Consider the following 23478-nt stretch of genomic DNA (forward strand, 5'->3'; position numbering starts at 1 on the left):
TTGTTATTCAACTGTTTGTTTGAACCAGATAGTGCGGCCAATTAACTAACCGATACGTTTGAGTAACGCTTGAACCGGATGCTGCAGTTTTTTATCGGTATAGCGTTTCACCTGACTACGGCAGGAAAAACCCGTTGCCAACAACAAATCGGTTGGGCTTTGTTTTAACGGTGTTTGCCAGCTCAGTTCAAATAAGCCCCGGGAATTTTCCTGATTTTGTGTTTCATGTCCATAGGTACCCGCCATCCCGCAACAACCAACACTAACGGCTTCAAGCGTCAAACCAAAATGCTCAAAAATTTTCTGCCACTGCCCTTCACTCATTGCCAGTGCTGTTTTTTCGGTGCAGTGCGCAAAAAGCTTAAACACACCCGTTGTCGTTACTGGTTGCATGTCATCAAGCGAATCGAGCTGAGCAAATAGCCACTCATGGCTAAGCAGCACGTTAAAGTTGCCTCGCTTGTCACCAAGTACCTGAGCATATTCATCGCGATAACACAGTACTAAAGAGGCATCCATACCCACCATTGGCATTCCAAGTTGGTGCAGTTCATTGAAAAATTCAGCACTATCGGCGGCGGTTTTCGAAAATTTAGATAAAAATCCTTTCACATGTTGCGGTTTGCCATTGGGTTTAAATGGCAATAGCACAGGTCGATAACCTAACTTTCGAATCAACCGCATAAAGTCGGCAACCACATCGGCATCATAAAAAGAGGTGAACGGGTCTTGAACTACCAATACGGTTTTACGTTTGTCTTGTTGATTCAGTTGTTGCAACGCATAAAGATCGAAGTCTTCAAAATTTTCATCTTCAGTCTGTTGCCCCAACGTAGGTACCGATAGTAACGGTGTATCTTCATAACCGAGAATTTTTCGGGAAAACCAAGCAAACAATGGGTTATCTATGGAGGTATTTATTGTTTTTGGAAACTTCGCCATCATCGGTGCAAGGGTTTCAATATGCGCGACAAAATGATCTTTTAAGGGTCTTAAGTAGCGTCCATAATAATGTTCAATGAATCGCGCGCGAAAATCCGGGACATCCACTTTTACCGGACATTGACTGGCACAGGCTTTACAAGCCAGGCATCCAGACATTGCTTCCATCACTTCGTGGGAGTAATCATATTCCCCAGCTTTAAAGCGCAGGGTATTGGCCGTTTTCAGAGCCATCGCTTTTACAGAAAATCGGTTTTTGCCATTTTGTAGGCTCTTTAAATCAATGCCTTTTTCTGCCAGTAAGCGCAGCCATTCACGCATTAAGCCGGCTCGTCCTTTGGGCGAATGACGCCTGTCCGCGGTAATTTTGCTGGACGGACACATCGGGCTTTTACTGTCAAAATTAAAACACAGGCCATTACCATTACAGTTCATTACTGACGGGAAATCTTCTCGTACTTCGATTGGAATTTGACGGTCAAATCCCCCGCGTTTTTTATCATCGACACTCACCAGCGTATCGTCACGCTTTAAAGGCGTGCAAATTTTGCCTGGATTCATTTTATTTAAGGGATCAAACGCCGTTTTTATCTTGCGCAGTTCCATAAACAAGTCATCACCAAAAAACTCTGGGCCATATTCGCTACGGTAACCTTTACCGTGCTCGCCCCACATTAAACCGCCATATTTCGAGGTGAGCGCAACCACGTTGTCGGAGATATCTCGCAGCAGTTCTTCTTGTTTTGGGTCGCACATATCTAATGCTGGGCGAACATGAAGCACTCCCGCATCCACATGCCCAAACATGCCGTAATCAAGATTATGGCCATCGAGGAGTTCGCGAAATTCGATAATAAAATCCGCGAGATTTTCCGGAGGCACTGCCGTATCTTCGGCAAACGCTAAGGGTTTTGCCTGTCCTTTGGCATTCCCCAATAAGCCAACCGCTTTTTTTCGCATCCCATATAAACGCGAGATACTGGCCAGATCGTAAGTCACTTGATAACCAATGACTCCTTTTGCTTTGGCTCGTTCTCCCGTTAACGACGTTTCCAGCGTGGCAATCTTTTGTGCCACTTCACTGTGCTCAAAACCGGTAAATTCGACAAGGTTCAAGCCATCCATTTCGGTGCCAGGAACATCCGTTATCATATCTTCAACGCTATGCCAGACGATATCCTGTTTAGCAAGATTCAACACTCTCGAATCAATGGTTTCAACACTCAACGCCTTTGCTTTTACTAAATCCGGAGAATGGCGCAGTGCGGATTCAAAGCTGTCATATTTTATATTGACTAACGCTCTGACATTGGGAATTTCAGTGATATTGAGCTTTGCTTCTGCGACAATTGCTAAACTCCCTTCAGAGCCAGTAATAAGCCGACCAAGATCGAATTGGGTTAAGCTAGGATCAAATACATTTTCCAAATCGTAACCCGTCAGAAAACGATTTAACCGAGGAAACTTAGTCAGTATTTTGTCGCGATTATCACCGCAACTTGATAATGCTGTTTGATAAACCTGACCTTCTTTGGTCGCCAAAGACGCTTTAATTTCCGCTTCTTCGATAGGAATGGCGCATGTGTCTAATTGCGAACCGTCCGCTAAAATACTGGTTAAACCCAATACGTGATCGGACGTTTTACCATAAATCAACGAGCCTTGACCGGAGGCATCTGTATTAACCATACCGCCAATCGTTGCACGATTAGACGTAGATAAATCCGGGGAAAAGAAAAATCCATGGGGCTTTAAAAATTCGTTGAGTTGATCTTTAACAACGCCTGCCTGAACTCGCACCCATCGCTCTTCAACATTAATTTCCAGAATGCGATTCATATGCCGAGACAAGTCGACAACAATCCCTGGCGTCAATGATTGGCCATTGGTGCCGGTACCACCGCCACGGGCTGAAAACTGAATTTCGTGAAATTTTTCGAGGTTGGCGAGAGAGGTCAGAATGCCGATATCATCGACAGACTTCGGGTGTAATACCGCCTGTGGTATTTTTTGATAAACGCTGTTGTCTGTGGCAACGGCTAACCTAGCACTGTATTGACAGGAAATATCTCCCCGGTATCCACTGGATTTTAAGGTTTGTAGATACTTTTGATATAAAGGTGAAACTAAATCGTCAACATCAAGGCGCGGCAGCATAGACAACAGAATATTTTTAGCGAGATTATGCCCCTATGATGCTAAAAATGCCGTTAAAAAACAATCGATTTAATAAGAAAAAAGCAACCCTTGGGTTGCTTTTTATCGAATACTTCGATCAACGGTTAGGTGTCGCTCCCACTTAAGTATAACCAAGTAGACAGCACAGAATCGGGATTTAACGATACGCTATCAATGCCCTGCTCCATTAACCAGGCTGCAAAATCCGGATGATCTGACGGTCCTTGGCCGCAAATACCCACGTATTTATCTCGGCGTTTACAGGCCTGAATCGCCATTTCTAATAACGATTTGATCGCCGGATCGCGCTCATCAAAAAGATGTGCAACGAGACCAGAATCACGGTCCAGACCTAACGTTAATTGCGTTAAATCATTCGAACCAATAGAAAATCCGTCAAAATAATCGAGGAATTGATCCGCCAAAAGAGCATTTGATGGCAACTCACACATCATAATCACTTTTAGGCCATTTTCACCCCGAACCAAACCATTATCCGCAAGAATTTCAATAACCTGTTCAGCTTCTTTCAATGTACGAACAAATGGGATCATAATTTCAACATTCATTAATCCCATATCATTGCGAACGCGTTTGATGGCTTCACATTCCATCGCAAAACATTGACGAAACGTTTCACTGATGTAGCGAGATGCCCCACGATAACCAATCATCGGGTTTTCTTCGTCCGGTTCATAGACATCACCACCGACCAGGTTTGCGTATTCATTCGACTTAAAATCGGACATACGAACAATGACGCGCTCCGGGGCAAACGACGCTGCCAACGTGGCAATACCTTCGGTTAGCTTACCGATATAAAACTCGCAGGGTGAATCATAACCCACAATAATATCGGTGATTTCTTCCTGCAGACCCGCGTCAAGGGAGTCGAAATTAATTAACGCTTTAGGATGTACGCCAATCATCTTATTGATAATAAACTCAAGTCGCGCAAGACCAATACCACTATGAGGCAATCGAGCAAAGGTAAATGCTCGGTCAGGATTTCCCACGTTCATCATAATTTTGAATGGAATATCAGGCATGTTGTCAATTTGCGAGCGTTTCACTTCAAAATCTAACTCGCCATCGTATATAAAGCCTGTGTCCCCCTCAGCACAACTCACGGTCACTTTCGTGCTGTTGGACAACAAATCGGTTGCATTACCACAACCTACGACTGCGGGGATCCCCATTTCACGGGCAATAATTGCCGCATGGCAGGTGCGACCACCACGATTGGTGACAATGGCAGAAGCCCGTTTCATAATTGGTTCCCAGTCAGGATCTGTCATGTCAGTCACCAGAACATCCCCCGGCAGCACCTTGTCCATTTCATCAATACTGCTGAGAACTTTTACCGATCCTTTGCCAATTTTATGACCAATCGCGCGACCTTCACACAGGACATTCGATTGCCCTTGTAATAGAAACTGTTCCATTACATTTGCACTTTCACGACTACGTACAGTTTCCGGTCGAGCCTGGACAATATATAACTTGCCATCTAAACCATCTTTCGCCCACTCGATGTCCATTGGACGACCGTAATGTTGCTCGATAATGATCGCTTGTTTTGCTAATTCCTGAACTTCAGAATCGGTAATCGAGAACTTGTCAGATTGCACGGGTTCGACATCGACAACCTCAACTTGTTTGCCATGGGTCAAGTCGTCGGTATACACCATCTTCACCAGTTTCGAACCAATATTACGACGCAAAACCGCCGGTTTCTGCTCACTTACTGAAGGTTTAAAAACATAAAATTCATCTGGATTAACAGCACCTTGCACTACCATCTCACCTAAACCATAACTGGAAGTGATAAACACAACCTGATCAAATCCAGATTCGGTATCTATGCTGAACATTACTCCGGAAGAAGCAATATCGGAACGCACCATTCGCTGGATCCCAGCCGACAATGACACACCTTTATGGTCATAGCCAGAATGCACTCGATAGGATATCGCTCTGTCATTAAACAACGAGGCGAAAACATGTTTAATCGCAATCATGACATTGTCAAAACCACGAACATTCAAAAATGTTTCTTGCTGCCCGGCAAAAGAAGCATCCGGCATATCTTCAGCGGTTGCCGATGAGCGTACCGCAAAAGAAACTTCATCCCCAAAACCTGCGCTTAAATTGCCGTAGGCTTTTTCAATAGCATGTTGCATCTCCGGCAAAAATGGGGTGTCGATAATCCATTGACGAATATTTGCACCAGCTTCGCTAAGTGCTTGAATATCTTCAACATCGAGATTATCTAATGTGGCGTAAATTCTTTCGGTAAGACCGGACTGGTCAAGAAATTCATTGAAAGCATATGCGGTGGTGGCAAAGCCCGATGGCACTTGAACACCTAGAGAGGAAAGGTTGCTGATCATCTCACCTAAGGAAGCATTTTTGCCACCCACGCGATCAACGTCATTCATGTTAAGGTCTTCATACCAAAGTACATGTTCTTGCACGTTATTATTCTCCAAGAAGTATGAAACAGGATCGAAATGACTTATATCTATAGGTGTTGATACTATATTTAAGTCAGCGGTATTCTACACAACCCATATATTAACTGAAACACATAATGTAAGTTTTTACAAGGAAGCACAAAATGCGCGCAGCTTTTTATATTTCTGATGGTACTGCTATCACTTCAGAGGTCTTCGGACATGCTCTATTGTCATTATTTCCAGTAGAATTTGAACACTTCACCATCCCTTTCGTCGAATCTGTAGAAAAGGCTGAACAGGTGAAACAACAAATCAATCAGATGTACCGTAAAACTGGCTTAAAACCTTTTGTTTTTCATACCTTTGTGAATCCGCAAACGCGAGAAATAATCGACACTTGTGACGCGGTAATTTATAACTTTCTGGAACATTTTATTAGCCCGGTAGAGCAACAATTAGGGATAGGAGCCAAGCCTAAAGCGCATCGAACCCATTCCATCCATGAAAACAGTTATGACTATAGAATCGACGCCGTAAACTTTGCGCTGGCCAACGATGATGGCACTCGCGTAACAGATTATGAACACGCGGATATTATTTTGGTGGGCGTTTCTCGTTCGGGTAAAACACCTTCGTGTCTATATTTGGCACTTCAATACGGGATTAAGGCTGCAAACTACCCATTTACCGAAGATGATATTGATGAATTACGATTGCCGGATTTTCTCATGAAACATAAACAAAAGCTTTTTGGCTTAACCATCGATGCCGATCGTCTAATCGATATCCGCAATGGCCGTATGGCAAACTCAAAATATTCGTCGGCGCGCCAGTGCCGCCTTGAAATTCGCGAAGTGGAAAAGCTCTATAAGCAAGAGAAAATTCCCTTCTTAAACACTACGAAGTTTTCAGTGGAAGAGATATCCGCAAAGATATTATCGACAACTGGATTACAGCGTTACAAATATTGAATATCCGCCGGTACTTTTACATTTACCGGTGCTAAAAAATTGGTTTTACAGCAATCGGTTGAGTAACATTAAAAGGACGTGTTTACCGTAATTAAAATGGATACAGAACACATATCTGGACAATAAACAAAATTATTCTATGCAATTCATAGAAACTATTTCACATATCCATTTAATTTAGCTATGTTAGCGGCCTGATTTAACGAGGGTATCCTAAACCAATGACCATAAAGACTGACGAGTTTCGCACTTCATTGATTGAACATCTGATATCACCGGCGCAACTAGCCGAAGATATCCCTTTGTCTGAAGAAACCGCCAACTTTATTATCGATTCACGCAATACCGTAGAAAATATCATTTGCGGTAAAGATGAACGATTGTTGGTAGTCATAGGCCCCTGCTCTATCCACGATCCCGTGGCGGCCATTGATTATGCAAAACAATTAAAAGTACTGCATGACAAATACCGCAATCAATTACAGATAGTCATGCGGGTCTATTTTGAAAAGCCACGCACAACTGTGGGCTGGAAAGGTTTGATCAGCGACCCATGGCTAGATAAGTCATTTGATGTCGAAAAAGGCCTGCATTTGGCCCGTAGTCTGTTAATGGAAATCAACGAACTGGGATTACCCGCGGGAACCGAATTCCTGGATATGGTAACGGGTCAGTATATTTCTGATCTTATCAGTTGGGGCGCGATTGGCGCCAGAACCACCGAGTCTCAAGTGCACCGTGAACTGGCATCAGCATTATCCTGCCCTGTTGGCTTTAAAAATGGTACCGATGGAAATGTTAAAATTGCGATAGACGCCATAAAAGCGGCGAGTGTCCCGCATGTCTTGTATTCACCCGATAAAAGCGGACAAATGTCGATTTACCAAACCCACGGCAATCCGTTTTCACACATAATATTACGCGGCGGCAAACAGCCCAATTACCACAAAGAAGATGTGCTGGGTGCGCAGCAGCAATTACATCAATCCGACATCAACACAAAAATCATGATTGATTGTTCGCACGGTAACAGCTCGAAAGATCACAATCGGCAAATCGAAGTGGCACAGAGTATTGCCGAGCAAATCAAGAGTGACAACACTGCCATCTTTGGGGTGATGATCGAGAGTTTCTTAGTGCCAGGTAATCAAAAAGTCGTACCCGGTAAAGAAGACCAGTTAACTTACGGGCAAAGTATTACCGATGCCTGTATCGATATGGCGGAAAGCGAAAGGATCCTTGATATTCTCGCGGATGCAGTTGCAACTCGTTAAGTTCAAGCTCATCACAACTCATACGTTTTTCACAATCATCTAATATTACTAAAAATCAATTAAGGGGTATTACCAACCCCTTGATATTGGCTTTTATTCGTCACCACGAATCTTGTTTAATAACCCATCACTGGCATCCTCAACCAGATTTAGCACGTGCTCAAAGCCATGACTCCCGCCATAATACGGGTCCGGTACGGAGATTTCCGCGCGATCTTCGGCAAACTCCAAAAACAGTCGAACTTTATGTTGTAAGTCTTGCGGACATTGCTTGAGTAAATCGTCCATATTGTCATGGTCCATGGCAACAATCAGATCAAATCGTTCAAAGTCTTCACCAACCACTTTACGAGCACGAATATTGGAAAAATCATAGCCGCGAGCTGCACCGACTTGCTGCGAACGTTTATCAGGCGGCTCGCCCTGATGGAACGCTATGGTGCCCGCCGAATCCACTTCAATATCGACGCCCTGCTCTTTGGCTTTTTGCCGAAACACCGCATCTGCTGTTGGGCTTCGGCATATGTTGCCCATGCAGACAAACAGTACCGAGCGAATCTGCGTGTTGTCCAAACTTGTAGCCAATTGATTCCCCTTAATAAAATCTCTTTTTCATAAAAAACATTATGAACCAAAGAGACTTTTCTCACCATAGCTTATACTTGATACATTATTGATAAAGGCGATGAAGAGCGCAACCGTGAAGCAGTTTGGTGAAAATCTATTTATCAGCAGTACCTTTGTGAAGTTTTACGGAGCGACTCTGCAAACCCGAATGGCCGTGATCAAAGCTGATAACAATCAATTATTGATTTACTCGCCAATCTTTTTAACTGATCAGATCAAACAATCATTGGCCGATCTTGGCACCGTTACCTGGATTATCGCCCCCAATAAAATTCATAATCAAGGTCTTGCGGATTACATTGAGGCGTTTCCTGATGCAAAAATATTTGCGGCGCCGGGATTAAAAGAGCGCTGTCCACAGCTAAAAGTCGATAATGTCCTTCATGGATATCAGGCCAATTTTCTAAGCCCGGATATCGATATGATCACCACGCAAGGCAATAGTTTTTTCTCAGAAGTACTTTTGCTTCACAAACCTTCTAAAACGCTAATTGTTGCCGATTTTATTGAAAACATGACGAAAACTACAACATCAATGTTGTGGTTATTTAAGTTGTTTGGTGTCAGAGAAAAGCCGATGTCTTCACCCGAGTTTCGTATGTACACCACTAATGCTCAACAAGCTCAGGAAGCATTGGAAATTGTCGACAGTTGGGACTTTCAGCAGATATTTCTTTGTCATGGCGAATTAATTACAACCAATGCCGGCGGTGTATTCAATCGTGTTTGTGAAAAGTTTTTAGAGCAGATAGAACGTCGTAGTGAATTAACAAAAGGCCTTTACAGTCAACTGTCAAAGTTACAGTAAAACCGTTAAAACGCCGAGTTCACATCATTTTAACCGAAGTAATAGAATCGTACTTTCACTTGTGCAATCACCCATCACGTCTAAAATGCCCCCCGTTTTGGGAGGCTTCTCCCCTATTCTAACGAGGTTATTATGTACAAGATTATTCTTGCAGCCGGGCTAACGGCTTCTTTTGCGGTAAACGCAACTGCCACGAACGAACACCTGGTCACTGGCAATATGGCGCCTGAAGCCCGTTTAGCGACGCTATATGACGTTAAGATACACACAGTCAAAAGTGAAACTCAACAGTGCTGGATCAGTGCGACTCGTGATGGACAGACCGTAACCACAGCTCGCGTTGAGCCTTCAAATTCTGCGTTTAAACGTGACGCTCTAAAAGCCTGTGTAAAACGTGATGAAATGTTTGAGTTAATTCAACAAGCAAAATAGTGATTATTGCCCGATGTTCTCTGTCGGGCGCTTTCTACGTTAAGTTTCAACGACACTACCGCTTGCAAACCCTTTATTGCCGACTATGCTCAGTGCATTGAAAACTAAGATCTATTTCTTTGTTCGCGTGTGGTTAAGGGAATGTTTGGATTTACCCGACAACCGGTATTGATTGTTTCGATGTCAGCTCCGCAAAAACTGGCATGGTATTTTGCACTTCTTTTTTTCACGTTAAACGGCCTATTCGCATCAAGCGTTCGCGCAAAACAAGATCCTCTCCCGGTCAAAGCGGACAATACCATTCAGATTCTGGTTTTTGATGACGATTTAAATCAGCAAGGCAACGACATCTTTATCCGCAGTATTAATAACACTCTCGAAGCGATTCAACTGGATGAAGAGTTTTTCAATACCGGAGAAAATCCGCTAAGCACAGGCAAAGTCATCACCGAATTTAAATCCAGATATCAGTTTGTTCGCCTGCCACTAAAAAGTCTGGATTGTCAGTCGACTTTTGAACAAATAAAAAACTGGTCGCAAATAGGTTTAGTGTTGGGACCGTTAACGTCAGGCTGTACCATACAATTATTAAATTTGCTGGCGATTGAATCTACCAATATTCCAATCATTAACTCAACGGCAACCCGTTCAAGTATCAATCAAGATGATCAGGGACGGCCCATCTACCCGTATTTTTTCAGAACGGTTCATGCGGATGATAAGCGCGTTATGAATGTGGTGAATAAACTACAAAGTAACCAAAAAGCCACACATAAAAGCAACGCATTTTCTATCCATATTTTCTATAAACGCAAAGATCCCTACTCCGAAGGCTTAACTAAGCATCTGGTAGCCACTTTGGAGGGGAAAGGTATTGCCCCTAACAACATTTTTCGTTGTTATAAACAGCAAAAAATTGTCTGCTCATCCCTGGCGCAAAAAGTACCGAAAAAAAGCCAGAGCCAGCAAAAAAAATTCCAGCAGCAAGGCAAAGAAAAATCGCGACCTCAAGCTAGCGCCTTAAACAAACCGAATGCGGTGATTTTTGCGACATCCACTGATGACAAATCTATGGCGGGCGTCAGAGATTATTACTGGCAACTGTCCGGCGGTTATAACATAAAATTTTATGCCTTTGGCACACCGTCAAGTTATCCATTTCTTAAAGCCGACTCATTGCTAATCTCAATGCCCACGTTAAACCTCTACGAAGGTCAGTTTAGTAATAAAGTCGCGCAATTTAACCCTCGTAAGCCTCACTATCTATCGACGGTATTAGCGACCGAATTAACCTTCAAATTAATGCGCGATTTCAATTCCCAAGATAAAGCGTTAGTGGCCGAAATCGTAAGCAAAACACTAAACGGCCTTATCGATCCTGAAAACATCAACTCCGCACTTCAACAAACAATGCAACAAGAAAACTGGTGCCTTAATAATCCAGTAGTATGTTTTCGCGTGTACGCGGCGCAACGATTAAGCAGAGAAACCTTTCGAACCCAATTGGCCCATGAGAAATATCGGTTTAATCACTTTGGAGATTTCGTTTCCAATATGGTCGATGCCACTTTGTTTGAAAAAGAAGCACAATATAATCTGAAAAACCGCGAACAGGTTGTGGTCAAACCCGATGATATTACAGCGTCCGTAGATAGAAGATTTGTGCAATTGCTTTCCGGATCCATATTAATTACTGGTACCGTGAATAAACCGGCGTTAAACAAAAATTATAAAGTGCGTATTCGCCAGCAAAACAACAGCGATAACGAGCCTGAGATCCTGGATCTGGCAGTTGCCGAAGATGGCAGTTTTGCGGTGAAACATACGCCAATGCAAATGGGCGGCTTTGACATTAGCTTCTATCGCGATAAATTCCGATTGCAGAGTCAGCCCCTGTTCTTTCATGTTACGCTGCCTTCAAACCCCATCTGGTCTTTATTAATCGCCTTTGGTGCAACCTTGCTATATCACCGCGATATGGTGGCCAATCGTCAATTCTCGCGATTAAAACGACCTATCATTGAAGCCTTATTGGCGACGGTACTTTTCTACGTTTTCTTTGTCATTTTAAAAGAGTTTTTTGGTGATTTAACACCACCGGCATTAAACAGTGACCACAGCCTGAATCCGGGTCTTATTGGCCTGATTTGTGCGGTGCTTGGGATGAAGGTGTTGGATCCCATTATCAATGTTATGAAGAATATTAAATCCGACAATTCTGGTTAATCGTCACAAATTGAATAGACTTAAAGCTGAATTTCTCCTGTTCCTAATTGGTGAGGTAAACGTGACCTTAAAACGGTTGTCTTTTATTGTATTGTTCAGCTATCTCCTGTTTTGTATTCCCGGATCATTTGCAAAAGAGGCGAATGACCAGCTTTCCATCGCCGTTCCATTAGACATCCAGCTCAACAAAGACATTCAGTTTTCGTTGATTGATAAGGATTACCTGAAGGTCATTTCATTGAATATGGCCCATGGCCGCAAAGACGCATTTAGTCAAATTTTAACCAGTAAAACAACCATCCAGAAAAACCTCGATGATATTGCCGCCATGTTAATAAAAGAACAGGCTGACGTAGTGGCGCTGCAGGAAGCCGACGCACCTTCCTGGTGGAGTGGAGATTTTAATCATGTTGAGTATCTGGCGAAAAAAGCGGGCTATTATTTCTACATTCAGGCGTCCCATGTTGACAAGTTTTTCGGAACATATGGCACCGCGATTATGAGTCGCCTCCCCATCCGAGAGGCATTTTCAATCTCTTTTAAGCCCACCCCACCGTCGACTCAAAAAGGCTTTGTTACCGGTAAAGTTGGTTGGGACTGTATGCCCGAAGATAAAGAATGTCTGGAGATTGATATCTATTCTGTGCATCTGGATTTTTTACGCCAGGTAAAGCGCGACGAACAAATACGGATGCTGGGACTCATGTTAGAAAAGCGTCAAAGAGAGTCGGTGATCATGGGCGACTTTAACAGCGACTGGTTGGGATCTGAAAAAGTTATTCGTTTCTTTGCCGACTCAGGCCGCTATAAACTTTACCAACCAGAATCTGAAGAACTGGCCACCTACAACGACAAACGGCTGGATTGGGTGATTATTTCAAAAGAATTGAATTTTAAACGCTACCGTATCTCCAAAGAGAAATTAAGTGATCATCAGGCAGTCATCGCAGAAATTGAATTTTAATGTCTCCCTGAGCCGAGCATGCGGTTAATAACGCTTACTTTATCCTTGCTTGCTTTAACGTCGCTTGAATTAGCGTCGCTTGATACGAACTAACATGGCTCCCGTTGCTTAACGCGAAGGATGTTGTACCCAAATGAGTTCGTCCGCATCAACCCCTAAAGCCTCAACATGACGAATAAAGTCTTGTTTTTCAGCCTTCGTCACCGCAGGCGTGCGAGATAACATCCACACATAATCCGTTTCATAACCGATAACATACGCCGTTTGATAGGCTTCCTGACCGTCAGTGCTGCTTTCCTTTAAATGGGAAATCACATAGGAGGAATAGAATGGCCCGAAAAAAGACACTTTTAGATGACCCGTATTTTCACTGCCGACAAACTTAGCTTTACCCTCGGCGCTTGACCATTCTCTATCGACAGAATCAAAGCCCTTATTTTCCACCACCACATCGCCATTATCATCGAGGGAATAGCGAGCGGTAACCTGCTCCAGCCCTCGCTCAAAAGAGTGATCTAACCTGGCGACTTCATACCAGGTGCCTAAGTAGCGTGACAGTTCAAACCCTTTGACGGGCTCTACACCTTGAGGAATTGAGGTGCAACTTGTGATATTAAACAAGAGAACCAAAGACACCAAAGTCCTGGCAGACAATATCAAATTGGCATGTACCACGTGTTTTACGCTCCGTTACATTTGCTTATCTAAGCGTACGATGCCGCCTTGTAAATAGATCATGCGAACTAAATCATCCTGGAGGAAAACCATCGACGGGTCGAAATCCTGAACCACCATAAACTGACCATCCTGCTCGGTCTCCACCATGATCTCTACCAGCCGAATCGTCCGGCTTTGATATTGCGGATTGTTATTGGACGCCATACTACCGCCAATAATAGAACCGAGAATTGTGGTAGCCACCCGACCACTGCCACCGCCAAACTGATTGCCGATAGCGCCTCCGATTAATGCACCACCGAACACTTTCCAGCCATGGTCTCGGTCTTCTACCAGTTCCTCTCGGGAAATATCACGAACACTGAGGACCTGGCCAAACAACACTTTTTCGACAGGGATCGCCTTGTTCCTTTCATACTGGGCGTAAAGCGGGTAGCTAAATATCATTAACACCAAGCTAACCCAGACAATCACAAGTTTCATACACCGACCCTCTTTATGCTTCCCAAGCTTTACCAACTCCAGCCTTGTTTCTCTTTGGTTTTCCGAATTTCTGTTTCGTCAGCCCATTCAACAATACCAGATTCAAGATCCATTAAACGCATTGTAAATTTGTAATACACGTCAGACTTGTCTTTGTTTGACTTCACAATACTCGAAAGGTTGCCATACAACATATATTCTGCGCCGGTTTGTTTACCGAACTGTACGGCTTTACTGGGATCGACCAAACCACCATCATTTTGAAACTCTAATTGTTTAGTCACGTCCTGAACCCGCGACATATCGACAAACCGGAACTTACCTGAGCGTAATAATTTCGTAGAAATCGAGTCGGTAATCGATTCCGTATCGATATGTTCAGAGGTTTTATTTTTGATCCGCTCTACGTACATCACTGGACGACCGTCTTTAACCAACTCATCGACCGCTGCAGATGCGATTAAAGAATCGGTCATTTCTGTTGCTATCTTTTGCAGATCCGTTGATCCGAAGCTCAAATCCGTGGTTTCCACTTCCTGTGCATCGCCATAACTGACCGTTGCCTTATTTGAACAAGCACCGAGTGTGAGCAATAAACCGATACTAATCATACTTAATGTTAGCTTTTTCATGTTGGTTCCTTTTAGTCTTCGAATTTATATACTTCTTTAGGTACTTCGCGTACATAAAGGCTGAATTTATCGACGTTTTTTACCGGTGCCATGGCTCTTAACGTTAAATTTTGCTGACCATGCAAGGCGATAGCTTTCCAGGGGGTTTTGCCTGGTTCGATTACAAAGCCATCGGCATCATACCAGTAAAACTGATACTGCAGATTCTGCGTTTTATCGTAGGTACTGAGCAATTGCAGATTGACCTCTAAAAACTCATTCGTCTTTCTGGATTTCACATCGGTAATTTTCAGACGTTTACCCAGTTCAGGATTATTTACCTTGAGGTAATCCTGGTAATTATCTCCCTGCGTCATGGGGTCGGTACCGATCCCAGCGGTATCGGGTTCACTGGCACAACCATATAGCATCAATAATGGTAGAGCGATTAAAACGAGCTTGCGCATAAACATACTCCCGAGATCTTATGATCTTAATTATAGGTTAGAGCTTACGTAGCCAATATAATTCCCGGTCACGGTCAATTTGATCAGGGTTATACGGCTTTCTTTTACTTCTACATCAATAAGTTGCTGTTGGCCATTATAGTCAATACGAATGCTTTGCGGACCAGCATTCACCGGTTGCCGTAATACCTGTATTTGCTGTGGTAATGTTAACCAAGAACGTGTGTCTGCGCGTTCTGAGGCCATATTGTATAAACTGGCAAGGACGTTACCCACGTCACCACCAGAGCGTGCTGCTTCCTGACGAATTTCTTCTTTGGCAAAAATTCTCAACACCTGACGCGCGACCATGCCTGGCATTTGATCATACAGTTGAAACTTCGCAAGTGGTAATAACTCTAGAATTGGCTCCGCGAGCAATGAACGTTCACCAAGGCTTAACTGCACTTTTGCCGGCGCGGCAAACCGACTGGCATTGTTGTAGGAAGGTAGAGAAAGAGAATAGAAACGTAAACTGCCATGATGGCTCGTTGGGATGTTAATACTGGCGTCCTGGCGGGGAATAATCTGCCCTAGCTCAATCATCACAACGACATCACCCATGCCTTGGGCGTTTTCGCTTTTGGGTCGATAAGTTCCATAGCGATTATCAAACCTTTCAATATCGTCTTGCATTTGTAAACGCTTAGCCAAGCGCTGTACATCATTGATAATCACAGGATTATCAGGATAAATTTGTAATGCCCGTTTGTAGTCAATATAGGCATCGTTTAATTCATTACTGCCTTCATAGAGGACGCCCGAAAGATAAAAAGTATAGGCATTTTGAAAACCGCTTTTCACATCGGCTAGCGTCGACTCCATATCTGGAAAGCTGGAATAAAGGCTGGATTCTGACACGTCAGCTTTTTGTAAGGTATCGTTGCGGGCTTGATCAATTTTCTGCTGATTTTGTTTTAACGCATTTTCCTGAACAATATTGGCTCGTCTCACTTCGACTAATGCCCCTTCCCGGTTCCCTTGCATTAGATAGTTTATGGCTTGATACGAGTGCATCATACTCTGTTCATAGGCGGGAATAATGTAGGGCAAGGCGTTGTCATTGCTCAGCAGCGCACTGGCCTGGTTTAGTGATTCACTGACTCGTATTTTAGCCTGCTCATTGGTTGTTTTTACGTAATTATAAACCTCTTCAAAGGCTTGTTGACTCGCTGACCAGTCACTCGCCAGATACGCTAGGCGGCCCCTTTCGAGCTGGCTTAAGGCATAACTGTTTTCTGTCTTGCCACGTTGAACGAGCAATGATTGTGCTTGCTGGACCTGTCCCTGGTCTATCTGAGCGCGTACTGGTTGCATTTGCTGGGCATAGCCACTGAACATATCGGAAAATTGCATTCCTGCGCAACCGGCAAGAAATGCCAATACGCCCAGTGAGCCAAACAAAACTCTGAGTTTGGTGGGTTTGATTAAAGGTACGAAGTGTATTCCCATGACGTAAATTAACCACAACTGTTCGCGAATATCGACAATTTTTATCGTTAAATTGTAATTAACTATTTAATAGTTATGAAAAAATAGTATGAATTAATTTTTTCTTGCTAACTTTTCCTGCTTCTTTTTAATCAGTTGCGCAAATTCCCAAGGGTGAAGAATACGCCCTTGTAAATCATCCGCAGGAAAAATAATCATTGCCAATTCATCTTCTTCCATGCCCGGGAGCCACTTATCGATAAGTTCATCAAATGATAATACTTTGGGCTGGCATTTCGACCATTCCTCGCTGGCCCAATGCCTTGCGGTTTCCTCACTCGGCCAAAACGGCACCAAATCTTCATCACCATCGGTGAGCATTACACAACCATGTTCGTCGGTAAGGATCCATGCCTGTTGCTCGCTCATTAAGCGATTCATAAACAGCTCAAAACGCTGCTCTGCCGATAGTTTTAGCGATTGCTGTTCAAGTTCTTTACTCATTAACTAAACCTTATAAACGGGTACTGACAGCTTTCGCCAGTTTGTCGAGTAACACTTCTGTGTCATGCCAGCCAATACAGGCATCGGTGATACTCTGGCCAAAAGTCTCAGCCTTATTATTGACCAGATCCTGTCTTCCTTCCACAAGATGACTTTCAACCATGACGCCAAAGACTGAACGATTGCCATCAACAATCTGCTGACAGACATCATCACACACCAGCATTTGGTTCTTATATTGCTTTTGCGAATTGGCATGGGAAAAATCAATCATAAGCTTTTCAGGAAGGTTTGCTGCGGCGAGTTGTGCGCTAATATCATTGACAAATTCCGCTTGATAATTCGGCTCTTTTCCGCCGCGCAGGATGATATGGCAATCTTTATTTCCTTTGGTTTCAACAATCGCACTGTGACCCAGCTTGGTCACCGATAAAAAGTGATGTGGCGCGCTGGCAGCACCAATGGCATCGATGGCAATTTTGATGGTACCGTCGGTACCATTTTTAAAACCAACCGGACAAGACAGGCCACTGGACAGTTCACGATGTACCTGGGACTCAGTCGTACGAGCACCAATTGCTCCCCAACACATAAGATCCGCCATATACTGGGGAGTGATCATGTCAAGATATTCACCGGCCGTCGGCAAGCCTAGGGCATTTAAATCCAATAATAGTTTGCGACCTAGACGCAGCCCTTCATTGATATGAAAACTACCGTCCAAATACGGGTCATTGATCAACCCTTTCCAACCAACCGTGGTACGCGGCTTTTCAAAATAGACGCGCATGACAATTTCCAGTCTATCGGCATATTTGCGGCGCAACTTCTCTAAACGCTTACCATATTCCAGCGCTGCATCCGTATCATGGATGGAACATGGGCCAATCACGACCAACAACCGGTCATCTTTATCCGCCAGCATGTTGTGAATGGCTTCACGTCCTTCAAAAACCGTTTTTGAAACCATTTCACTCGCACGATAACGTTCTAACAGTGCAACTGGCGGTAACAAATCTTTGATCTTATTTATTCTTACATCGTCGGTTTGATGAAACATGAATACTTCCTTTTGTCGCGGTAATTTCTATCAATGGTTGGTTTTCGATGGGTTGGATATCGTTGATAAAATCTGAACGAATACAATAAGAGTATTTACTCTTATATCGATTGGCTAAATCTAGCAATGTTTATGGTTTATTCCAACTATAAATTAACCTCAGGTTAAATAAATATTAAAAACACGCCAGTATGCGTTAAACTAACAGCCATTATCAGGGCTTAGGCTAACGTCGGCAGCCACTAACGATACAAATATTGTTTTGGCTTAAGTCAGACTGTGTTGAAAATAGCTTAATTGCCGTAACCCCGTAAAAAGCGAAATATCATGGTTAATACATCCATTCCCCTTATTGATTTACACCGTCACCTAGACGGTAATATCCGGCCTGAAACCGTTTGGGATTTAGCGCAACACCATGGCATCGATTTGCCGGTTGATAATTTTCAGGCATTTATTCCCCATGTCACCATTACCGATAAAGCGAGTGATTTACTCGAGTTTCTCAGTAAATTGGATTGGGGGGTTAAGGTGTTAAAAACATTAGACGATTGTTACCGAGTCGGTTACGAAAACGCACAAGACTTAAAGATTGCCGGCATTGATTATGCCGAACTTAGATTTTCTCCCTATTACATGGCGATGAACCACAGCCTCAACATTGCCGACGTTGTTGAAGCGGTGATCAATGGTGTTCAGCAAGGGTGCAAAGATTTTAATGTCAAAGCGAATTTAATTGGTATCTTGAGCCGAACCTTTGGTATTGAAGCATGCCAGCAGGAATTAGATGGGTTACTGGCTCATCAAAAACACCTTGTCGCAATCGATTTAGCCGGCGATGAACTGAATCAGCCTGCAGAAAAATTTATTGAGCATTTCAATAAAGCTCGAGCCAGCCATATGCAAGTTACCGTGCATGCGGGTGAAGCCGCCGGCCCAGAGAGTGTCTGGAGTGCGGTTAAACATTTGGGTGCTCAGCGCATTGGTCATGGTGTGAAAAGTATTGAAGATCCGGCGTTAATGAACTACCTGGCTGAACAGCAAATCGCGATAGAGTCCTGCCTGACATCCAATTATCAAACAGGCACCATCAGCAATTTGATCCAACACCCAATCAAACAATTTGTTGAACAAGGGTTACTCACCACGTTAAATACTGATGACCCGGCAGTTGAAGGCATAGAGCTTGCTCATGAGTATCAGCTTGCTAAAAACCTGCTCGGTTTTAGTGACGAGCAACTTAAGCACATACAAGAAAATGCCTTAACCGCAGCGTTTCTTAGTGACAATGAAAAGTATGCGTTAAGACAACGAAAATTAGGTAACCAGATTTCTGGTTAAACAACATTGAACTACCCATAAGAGAACCAAACTATGGCAACTCCACACATCGAAGCAAAACCCAATGACTTTGCCAGCACCGTATTAATGCCTGGCGATCCGTTACGCGCTAAATTCATCGCCGAGAATTTCCTTGAGGATGCAAGGTGTGTAACCCAGGTACGTAATATGCTTGGTTACACCGGAACATATAAAGGCAAACGAATTTCAGTGATGGGTTCGGGTATGGGGATCCCATCGATTTCCATTTACGCGACAGAATTATATAAAGATTATGGCGTAGAGAGCATTATCCGCATTGGCAGCTGTGGCGCAGTGCGTGACGATGTAAAACTTCGCGATGTGATCATTGGCATGGGCGCTAGCACCGACTCTAAAGTCAACCGCTCAAGATTAAGCCAGCACGATTTCGCCGCTATCGCCAATTATGAACTGTTGAACAATGCAGTAAAATCTGCGGAAAAGCTCGGTAAGCCGGTTCACGTCGGTAATGTATTTACTGCAGATCTATTCTATACCCCTGAGCCTGAGTTATTCGCAAAAATGGAAGCGATGGGAATTTTGGCCGTAGAAATGGAAGCTGCGGGACTTTATGGTGTTGCTGCGGAATATGGAAAAAAAGCGCTGGCGGTATTTACGGTCAGCGATCATATAAAAACCGGTGAACAAACCACCTCAGAAGAACGACAAACAACATTTAAAGATATGATGGAAATCACATTGGAATCCATTGTTTAAATGACACTTGTTTAGGCGGTATTTTTTAAGCGATAACTGATTACATGAAAACTATTTACAACCAAACGATTTACAAAAAAGCGATATACATCAAAACAATGAAAATATTACCACTAAGTTTGCTGATTGGAACAACGCTGGCTATGACTATGGGCGCGGCGCCAGCATTGGCGTCGAGTCAGGGAAATAATGATAAACAGCCCCAGGTTTTTGAAGCTGAGCTGGTGTCGATCAAATCCCATGACGAATTTTTTGATAACATCAAAAAGCATTGTGGGAAAGCCTATCAGGGTACAGTGACCGTGGACAATGCCGGTGGCGATGGCTTTGCCAACAAAACACTGATCATGCATGTGCGCAAATGTAGCGCACAGCAACTGCAAATCCCGTTTCACGTAGGTGATGATTCATCAAGAACCTGGTTGCTCAGTAAAACCGGTTCGGGGTTGCAATTAAAGCATGATCACCGCCATCAAGATGGCAGTAGTGATAAATCTACCATGTATGGTGGCCATACCTTAGATGCGGGTTGGTCGCAGGCACAATCTTTTCCCGCCGATCAATACTCAAAAGAATTGTTTGTTGATTTAGGGATCCCACAGTCCAATGGCAATACCTGGCAGATGTTTATCTACCCTGAAACGTTTACCTATCGGATGATCCGTCAGGGTCGAGAGTTTCGCGTAGACTTTGATTTGACCAAACCGATCACACCGCCGGCTGCACCATGGGGATATAAAGACTAAAGAAATTCTGCCGGCACCATACCCGTTATCGCATCCAGCTAGCCTTGGTAAGGGAACAAAGATAATGGGATTTATCGATGTCGAGATATCAGGGAGATTATATCGCGACCAAGTACCTCCATGTACAAAAAAGCCAACCCGAAGGTTGGCTTTTAGCTATTGGGTAAACACTACTGTGTTTAGAAGCCGATAGACGCTTCAACACCCCAGAACTGTGGTTCGTTTACAAACGCAGTTAAGTTAAGGAAATCTAGCGCACCATCAACAACAACTTTATCCGTGATGTTACGGCCAACAACCGCGACGTCAAGACCGTCATCATTCTTAAAACCGAAACGCAATCCACCGATCCAACGTTCTTCTGCAACAAACTCCGTTGAGTTGTATAAGAAAATATTAGACTCGCTGCGATAGTTCCAATCTGTTTGTGCGTATAAGTAACCAGCACTGATTGGATATTCGTACGCAAGGTTGATGTTTGCTAACCATTCCGGAGCACGAGGCAATGGATTACCGTCGATAAATACCGTCGTAACAGGACCAAACGGGCCATCAACAACGTTGGCAATTTCATCAGAACTATTACAAACTGGCGTAGATGAACAGCGTTCAGCTTTTAACTCGCTATCCTGAATTTCAGTTTTGTTGTAACTCATGTTGACGTTTGCAGTTAAGTTATCCGTGATAACCGCTTCAAATGAAGTCTCAACACCAGCACCGTATGTATTATCGGCATTTAACAATGAGTTGGTATTTGCCTCACCACCAGTTGCTGTTAACTGTTGATCTTCAATATCATAGGTATAAGCCGTGATATTCCAACGCGCATTACCATCGAATAAATCTGCTTTCAAACCGATTTCATAAGACGTTAGAGTTTCTGTATCCGCTTCACTTGGGAAACCGAAACGACCAATCGTTACCGGACCACGCGATGCATTACCGACTCGAGCGAAGGCAGTCAAATCGTTATTGATGGTATAACGAGCCGCAACGTCCCAGTTTGCATAACTGTCGTCTTTGTCGATTTCAAATGTCGTCGTTGAGTTACCTGACATTAAATCGATGCTTCGGATATCAAGTGACTTATCGTCCCACGTATAACGAAGACCTAGAGTAAAGGCCCAGCTATCGTTAGGCGTGTATTCAACTTGACCAAAAATGGCTTCAGATGTTGTTAGCTGATCAATTTGATAGAAATTGGTCGTATTACCTGCAACATCCAGATCTTTGTTATCAACGGTATAGTCTTCTTTGAAGTAGAAAACACCAGTCTGATAATAGAAATTATCGGTTTCACCGGAAATGCGAAGTTCCTGGGTGAACTGGTAGTGTTCATTCAGACCATCGCCAGAGGCAACGTTGAACCAAAGTTGCTTACCTAATTGGTTTTCAATGCCTGAGAAATCCGTTTCACCACCATCGATATCGGCATAGCTAAAGCTTTCCAATGAATCGTAGCCAGTGATAGAAGTAAACGATAATGCATCAAAATCATGTTCAAATTTGAAGCTACCACCGTTATGTTTCATATTGAAGCCTGACGGGCTGTCATGTGAAATTTTGGTTTCGTCAAATTCAGAGCGAAGACCTTCTTCACCCGATTTGATTGCATTGGCATAGAAGATTTGCGGCATATCACCGTCTTGGTCAAAGCCATGCAGCTTTAATAGTGCACGTGTACCACTATCGTTATCAAACAACAGTTGGAAACGATACGCTAGCTCTTCATATCCGCCAACCTTTTCATCACGCGCTTCATTATCAACCCAGGCACCACGCTCTTGGTGCTTCAAGGAAATACGAGTTGCCCAGTTGTCAGATAACTCAAAGTTCGCAACACCTTCAAGGAAGAATGTATCGCGGCTACCGTAACCGGTGCTCGCATAACCAGAATTTTCAAACTGCGGTGCTACAGTTTCAATCTTTACGATACCAGCGGTGGTGTTACGACCGAATAAAGTACCTTGTGGACCATTTAAAACTTCAACCCGTTGAATATCAAATAAAGGTACGCCCTTTAACACTGGGTTTTCAAGAACGATATCGTCCAAAACCATAGATACTGGCTGGTTAGCATTAACGTCGAAATCAGTATTACCTAGACCACGAATATAAAAACGAGGTGACTGACGACCGTTTGAAGACTCGATTTGTAAGCTCGGTACACGACCGGCTAATGCACGAACGTTTTCACCGGCGCCTAAGTAATCTTTAATATTATCTGCTGACATAGCAGTAACCGTGGCTGGTACATCTTTAACCGTTTCAACTCGCTTACGAGCGGTAACTTCGATAACTTCCAGCTTTGAAGAATCGACTTGTTGACTCTCCTCTTCTGCAAGAGTTGGACTGGCTGCAAGTGCAGCAACAGATAATATCGCGCCATTAATACTCATTGCCAGAGTACTAGGTTTGAAGGTTTTCATGGTTGTCTCCCTGTGACATTAATTTCAACCCGCTTTTTATTATTTATTTCAGGCGATTGACGACTTTACA

At 43.5% G+C, this 23478-nt stretch carries 20 protein-coding genes; 9 read left to right on the plus strand and 11 right to left on the minus strand.

Going from position 1 to position 23478, the window contains the following annotated elements:
• Positions 1 to 45 precede the first annotated feature (45 nt).
• Both ydiJ and ppsA read right to left on the minus strand, forming a co-directional pair.
• On the minus strand, positions 46 to 3099 hold the full coding sequence (ydiJ, locus tag FE810_RS06210) for a D-2-hydroxyglutarate dehydrogenase YdiJ (RefSeq protein ID WP_138319166.1): 3054 nt from the start codon (positions 3097 to 3099) through the stop codon (positions 46 to 48).
• A 125-nt stretch (positions 3100 to 3224) separates the two neighbouring features.
• Positions 3225 to 5597, minus strand: coding sequence for a phosphoenolpyruvate synthase (gene ppsA / locus FE810_RS06215; RefSeq protein ID WP_138319167.1), 2373 nt, complete (start codon positions 5595 to 5597; stop codon positions 3225 to 3227).
• A 143-nt stretch (positions 5598 to 5740) separates the two neighbouring features.
• Between ppsA and ppsR the strand changes: the two genes are divergently transcribed.
• Complete coding sequence (gene ppsR, locus FE810_RS06220) at positions 5741 to 6550, plus strand: posphoenolpyruvate synthetase regulatory kinase/phosphorylase PpsR (protein WP_138319168.1); 810 nt, start codon at positions 5741 to 5743, stop codon at positions 6548 to 6550.
• A gap of 221 nt (positions 6551 to 6771) precedes the next feature.
• Positions 6772 to 7824: a 3-deoxy-7-phosphoheptulonate synthase gene (locus FE810_RS06225; RefSeq protein WP_138319169.1), complete on the plus strand. Its 1053-nt coding sequence runs from the start codon at positions 6772 to 6774 to the stop codon at positions 7822 to 7824.
• A gap of 93 nt (positions 7825 to 7917) precedes the next feature.
• Here the strand turns inward: FE810_RS06225 and FE810_RS06230 are convergent, their stop codons facing one another.
• A complete protein-coding gene (locus tag FE810_RS06230; protein WP_281278327.1) occupies positions 7918 to 8409 on the minus strand; it encodes a low molecular weight protein-tyrosine-phosphatase in 492 nt (163 codons plus the stop codon).
• Between the two features lie 100 nt (positions 8410 to 8509).
• Between FE810_RS06230 and FE810_RS06235 the strand changes: the two genes are divergently transcribed.
• From FE810_RS06235 to FE810_RS06250, 4 genes are all read left to right on the plus strand, one after another.
• On the plus strand, positions 8510 to 9259 hold the full coding sequence (locus tag FE810_RS06235; protein ID WP_138319170.1) for a DUF4336 domain-containing protein: 750 nt from the start codon (positions 8510 to 8512) through the stop codon (positions 9257 to 9259).
• A gap of 132 nt (positions 9260 to 9391) precedes the next feature.
• Positions 9392 to 9691 (plus strand): hypothetical protein, encoded by a 300-nt coding sequence (locus tag FE810_RS06240; RefSeq protein ID WP_138319171.1) that lies wholly within the window; start codon positions 9392 to 9394, stop codon positions 9689 to 9691.
• A gap of 141 nt (positions 9692 to 9832) precedes the next feature.
• Positions 9833 to 11917, plus strand: a complete 2085-nt coding sequence (locus FE810_RS06245; protein ID WP_138319172.1) for an ABC transporter substrate-binding protein — start codon at positions 9833 to 9835, stop codon at positions 11915 to 11917.
• Positions 11918 to 11978: 61 nt separating this feature from the next.
• Positions 11979 to 12881 carry an endonuclease/exonuclease/phosphatase family protein gene (locus tag FE810_RS06250; protein ID WP_138319173.1) on the plus strand — a complete coding sequence of 301 codons (903 nt, stop codon included), beginning with the start codon at positions 11979 to 11981 and terminating at the stop codon, positions 12879 to 12881.
• 108 nt (positions 12882 to 12989) lie between these two features.
• Here the strand turns inward: FE810_RS06250 and FE810_RS06255 are convergent, their stop codons facing one another.
• From FE810_RS06255 to aroG, 7 genes are all read right to left on the minus strand, one after another.
• On the minus strand, positions 12990 to 13517 hold the full coding sequence (locus FE810_RS06255) for a lipocalin family protein (protein WP_246036932.1): 528 nt from the start codon (positions 13515 to 13517) through the stop codon (positions 12990 to 12992).
• Between the two features lie 54 nt (positions 13518 to 13571).
• Positions 13572 to 14042, minus strand: coding sequence for an outer membrane lipoprotein (locus FE810_RS06260; RefSeq protein WP_138319174.1), 471 nt, complete (start codon positions 14040 to 14042; stop codon positions 13572 to 13574).
• Between the two features lie 29 nt (positions 14043 to 14071).
• Positions 14072 to 14674, minus strand: a complete 603-nt coding sequence (gene lpoB, locus FE810_RS06265) for a penicillin-binding protein activator LpoB (RefSeq protein WP_138319175.1) — start codon at positions 14672 to 14674, stop codon at positions 14072 to 14074.
• Between the two features lie 11 nt (positions 14675 to 14685).
• Positions 14686 to 15120 (minus strand): YcfL family putative periplasmic lipoprotein, encoded by a 435-nt coding sequence (locus FE810_RS06270; RefSeq protein WP_138319176.1) that lies wholly within the window; start codon positions 15118 to 15120, stop codon positions 14686 to 14688.
• A 30-nt stretch (positions 15121 to 15150) separates the two neighbouring features.
• A complete protein-coding gene (locus FE810_RS06275; protein WP_138319177.1) occupies positions 15151 to 16611 on the minus strand; it encodes a COG3014 family protein in 1461 nt (486 codons plus the stop codon).
• 93 nt (positions 16612 to 16704) lie between these two features.
• On the minus strand, positions 16705 to 17094 hold the full coding sequence (locus tag FE810_RS06280) for a DUF2750 domain-containing protein (RefSeq protein ID WP_138319178.1): 390 nt from the start codon (positions 17092 to 17094) through the stop codon (positions 16705 to 16707).
• 10 nt (positions 17095 to 17104) lie between these two features.
• Entirely contained in the window at positions 17105 to 18154 is a 1050-nt protein-coding gene (aroG, locus tag FE810_RS06285) for a 3-deoxy-7-phosphoheptulonate synthase AroG (RefSeq protein WP_138319179.1), read from the minus strand.
• Between the two features lie 327 nt (positions 18155 to 18481).
• On the opposite strand from aroG, the gene add reads away from it, so the two are divergent.
• The 3 genes from add to FE810_RS06300 all read left to right on the plus strand — a co-directional run bounded on the left by add (position 18482) and on the right by FE810_RS06300 (position 20979).
• Positions 18482 to 19495, plus strand: coding sequence for an adenosine deaminase (gene add, locus FE810_RS06290; RefSeq protein ID WP_138319180.1), 1014 nt, complete (start codon positions 18482 to 18484; stop codon positions 19493 to 19495).
• 33 nt (positions 19496 to 19528) lie between these two features.
• The gene (deoD, locus tag FE810_RS06295) at positions 19529 to 20233 is read left to right on the plus strand and encodes a purine-nucleoside phosphorylase (protein ID WP_138319181.1); all 705 of its coding nucleotides are present in this window, start codon (positions 19529 to 19531) and stop codon (positions 20231 to 20233) included.
• A 98-nt stretch (positions 20234 to 20331) separates the two neighbouring features.
• On the plus strand, positions 20332 to 20979 hold the full coding sequence (locus tag FE810_RS06300) for a hypothetical protein (RefSeq protein WP_370738920.1): 648 nt from the start codon (positions 20332 to 20334) through the stop codon (positions 20977 to 20979).
• A 179-nt stretch (positions 20980 to 21158) separates the two neighbouring features.
• Here the strand turns inward: FE810_RS06300 and FE810_RS06305 are convergent, their stop codons facing one another.
• The gene (locus FE810_RS06305; protein ID WP_138319182.1) at positions 21159 to 23408 is read right to left on the minus strand and encodes a TonB-dependent receptor; all 2250 of its coding nucleotides are present in this window, start codon (positions 23406 to 23408) and stop codon (positions 21159 to 21161) included.
• Positions 23409 to 23478 lie beyond the last annotated feature (70 nt).

Source organism: Thalassotalea litorea (genome assembly GCF_005843925.1).
GTDB classification, from domain to species: Bacteria; Pseudomonadota; Gammaproteobacteria; order Enterobacterales; family Alteromonadaceae; genus Thalassotalea_A; species Thalassotalea_A litorea_A.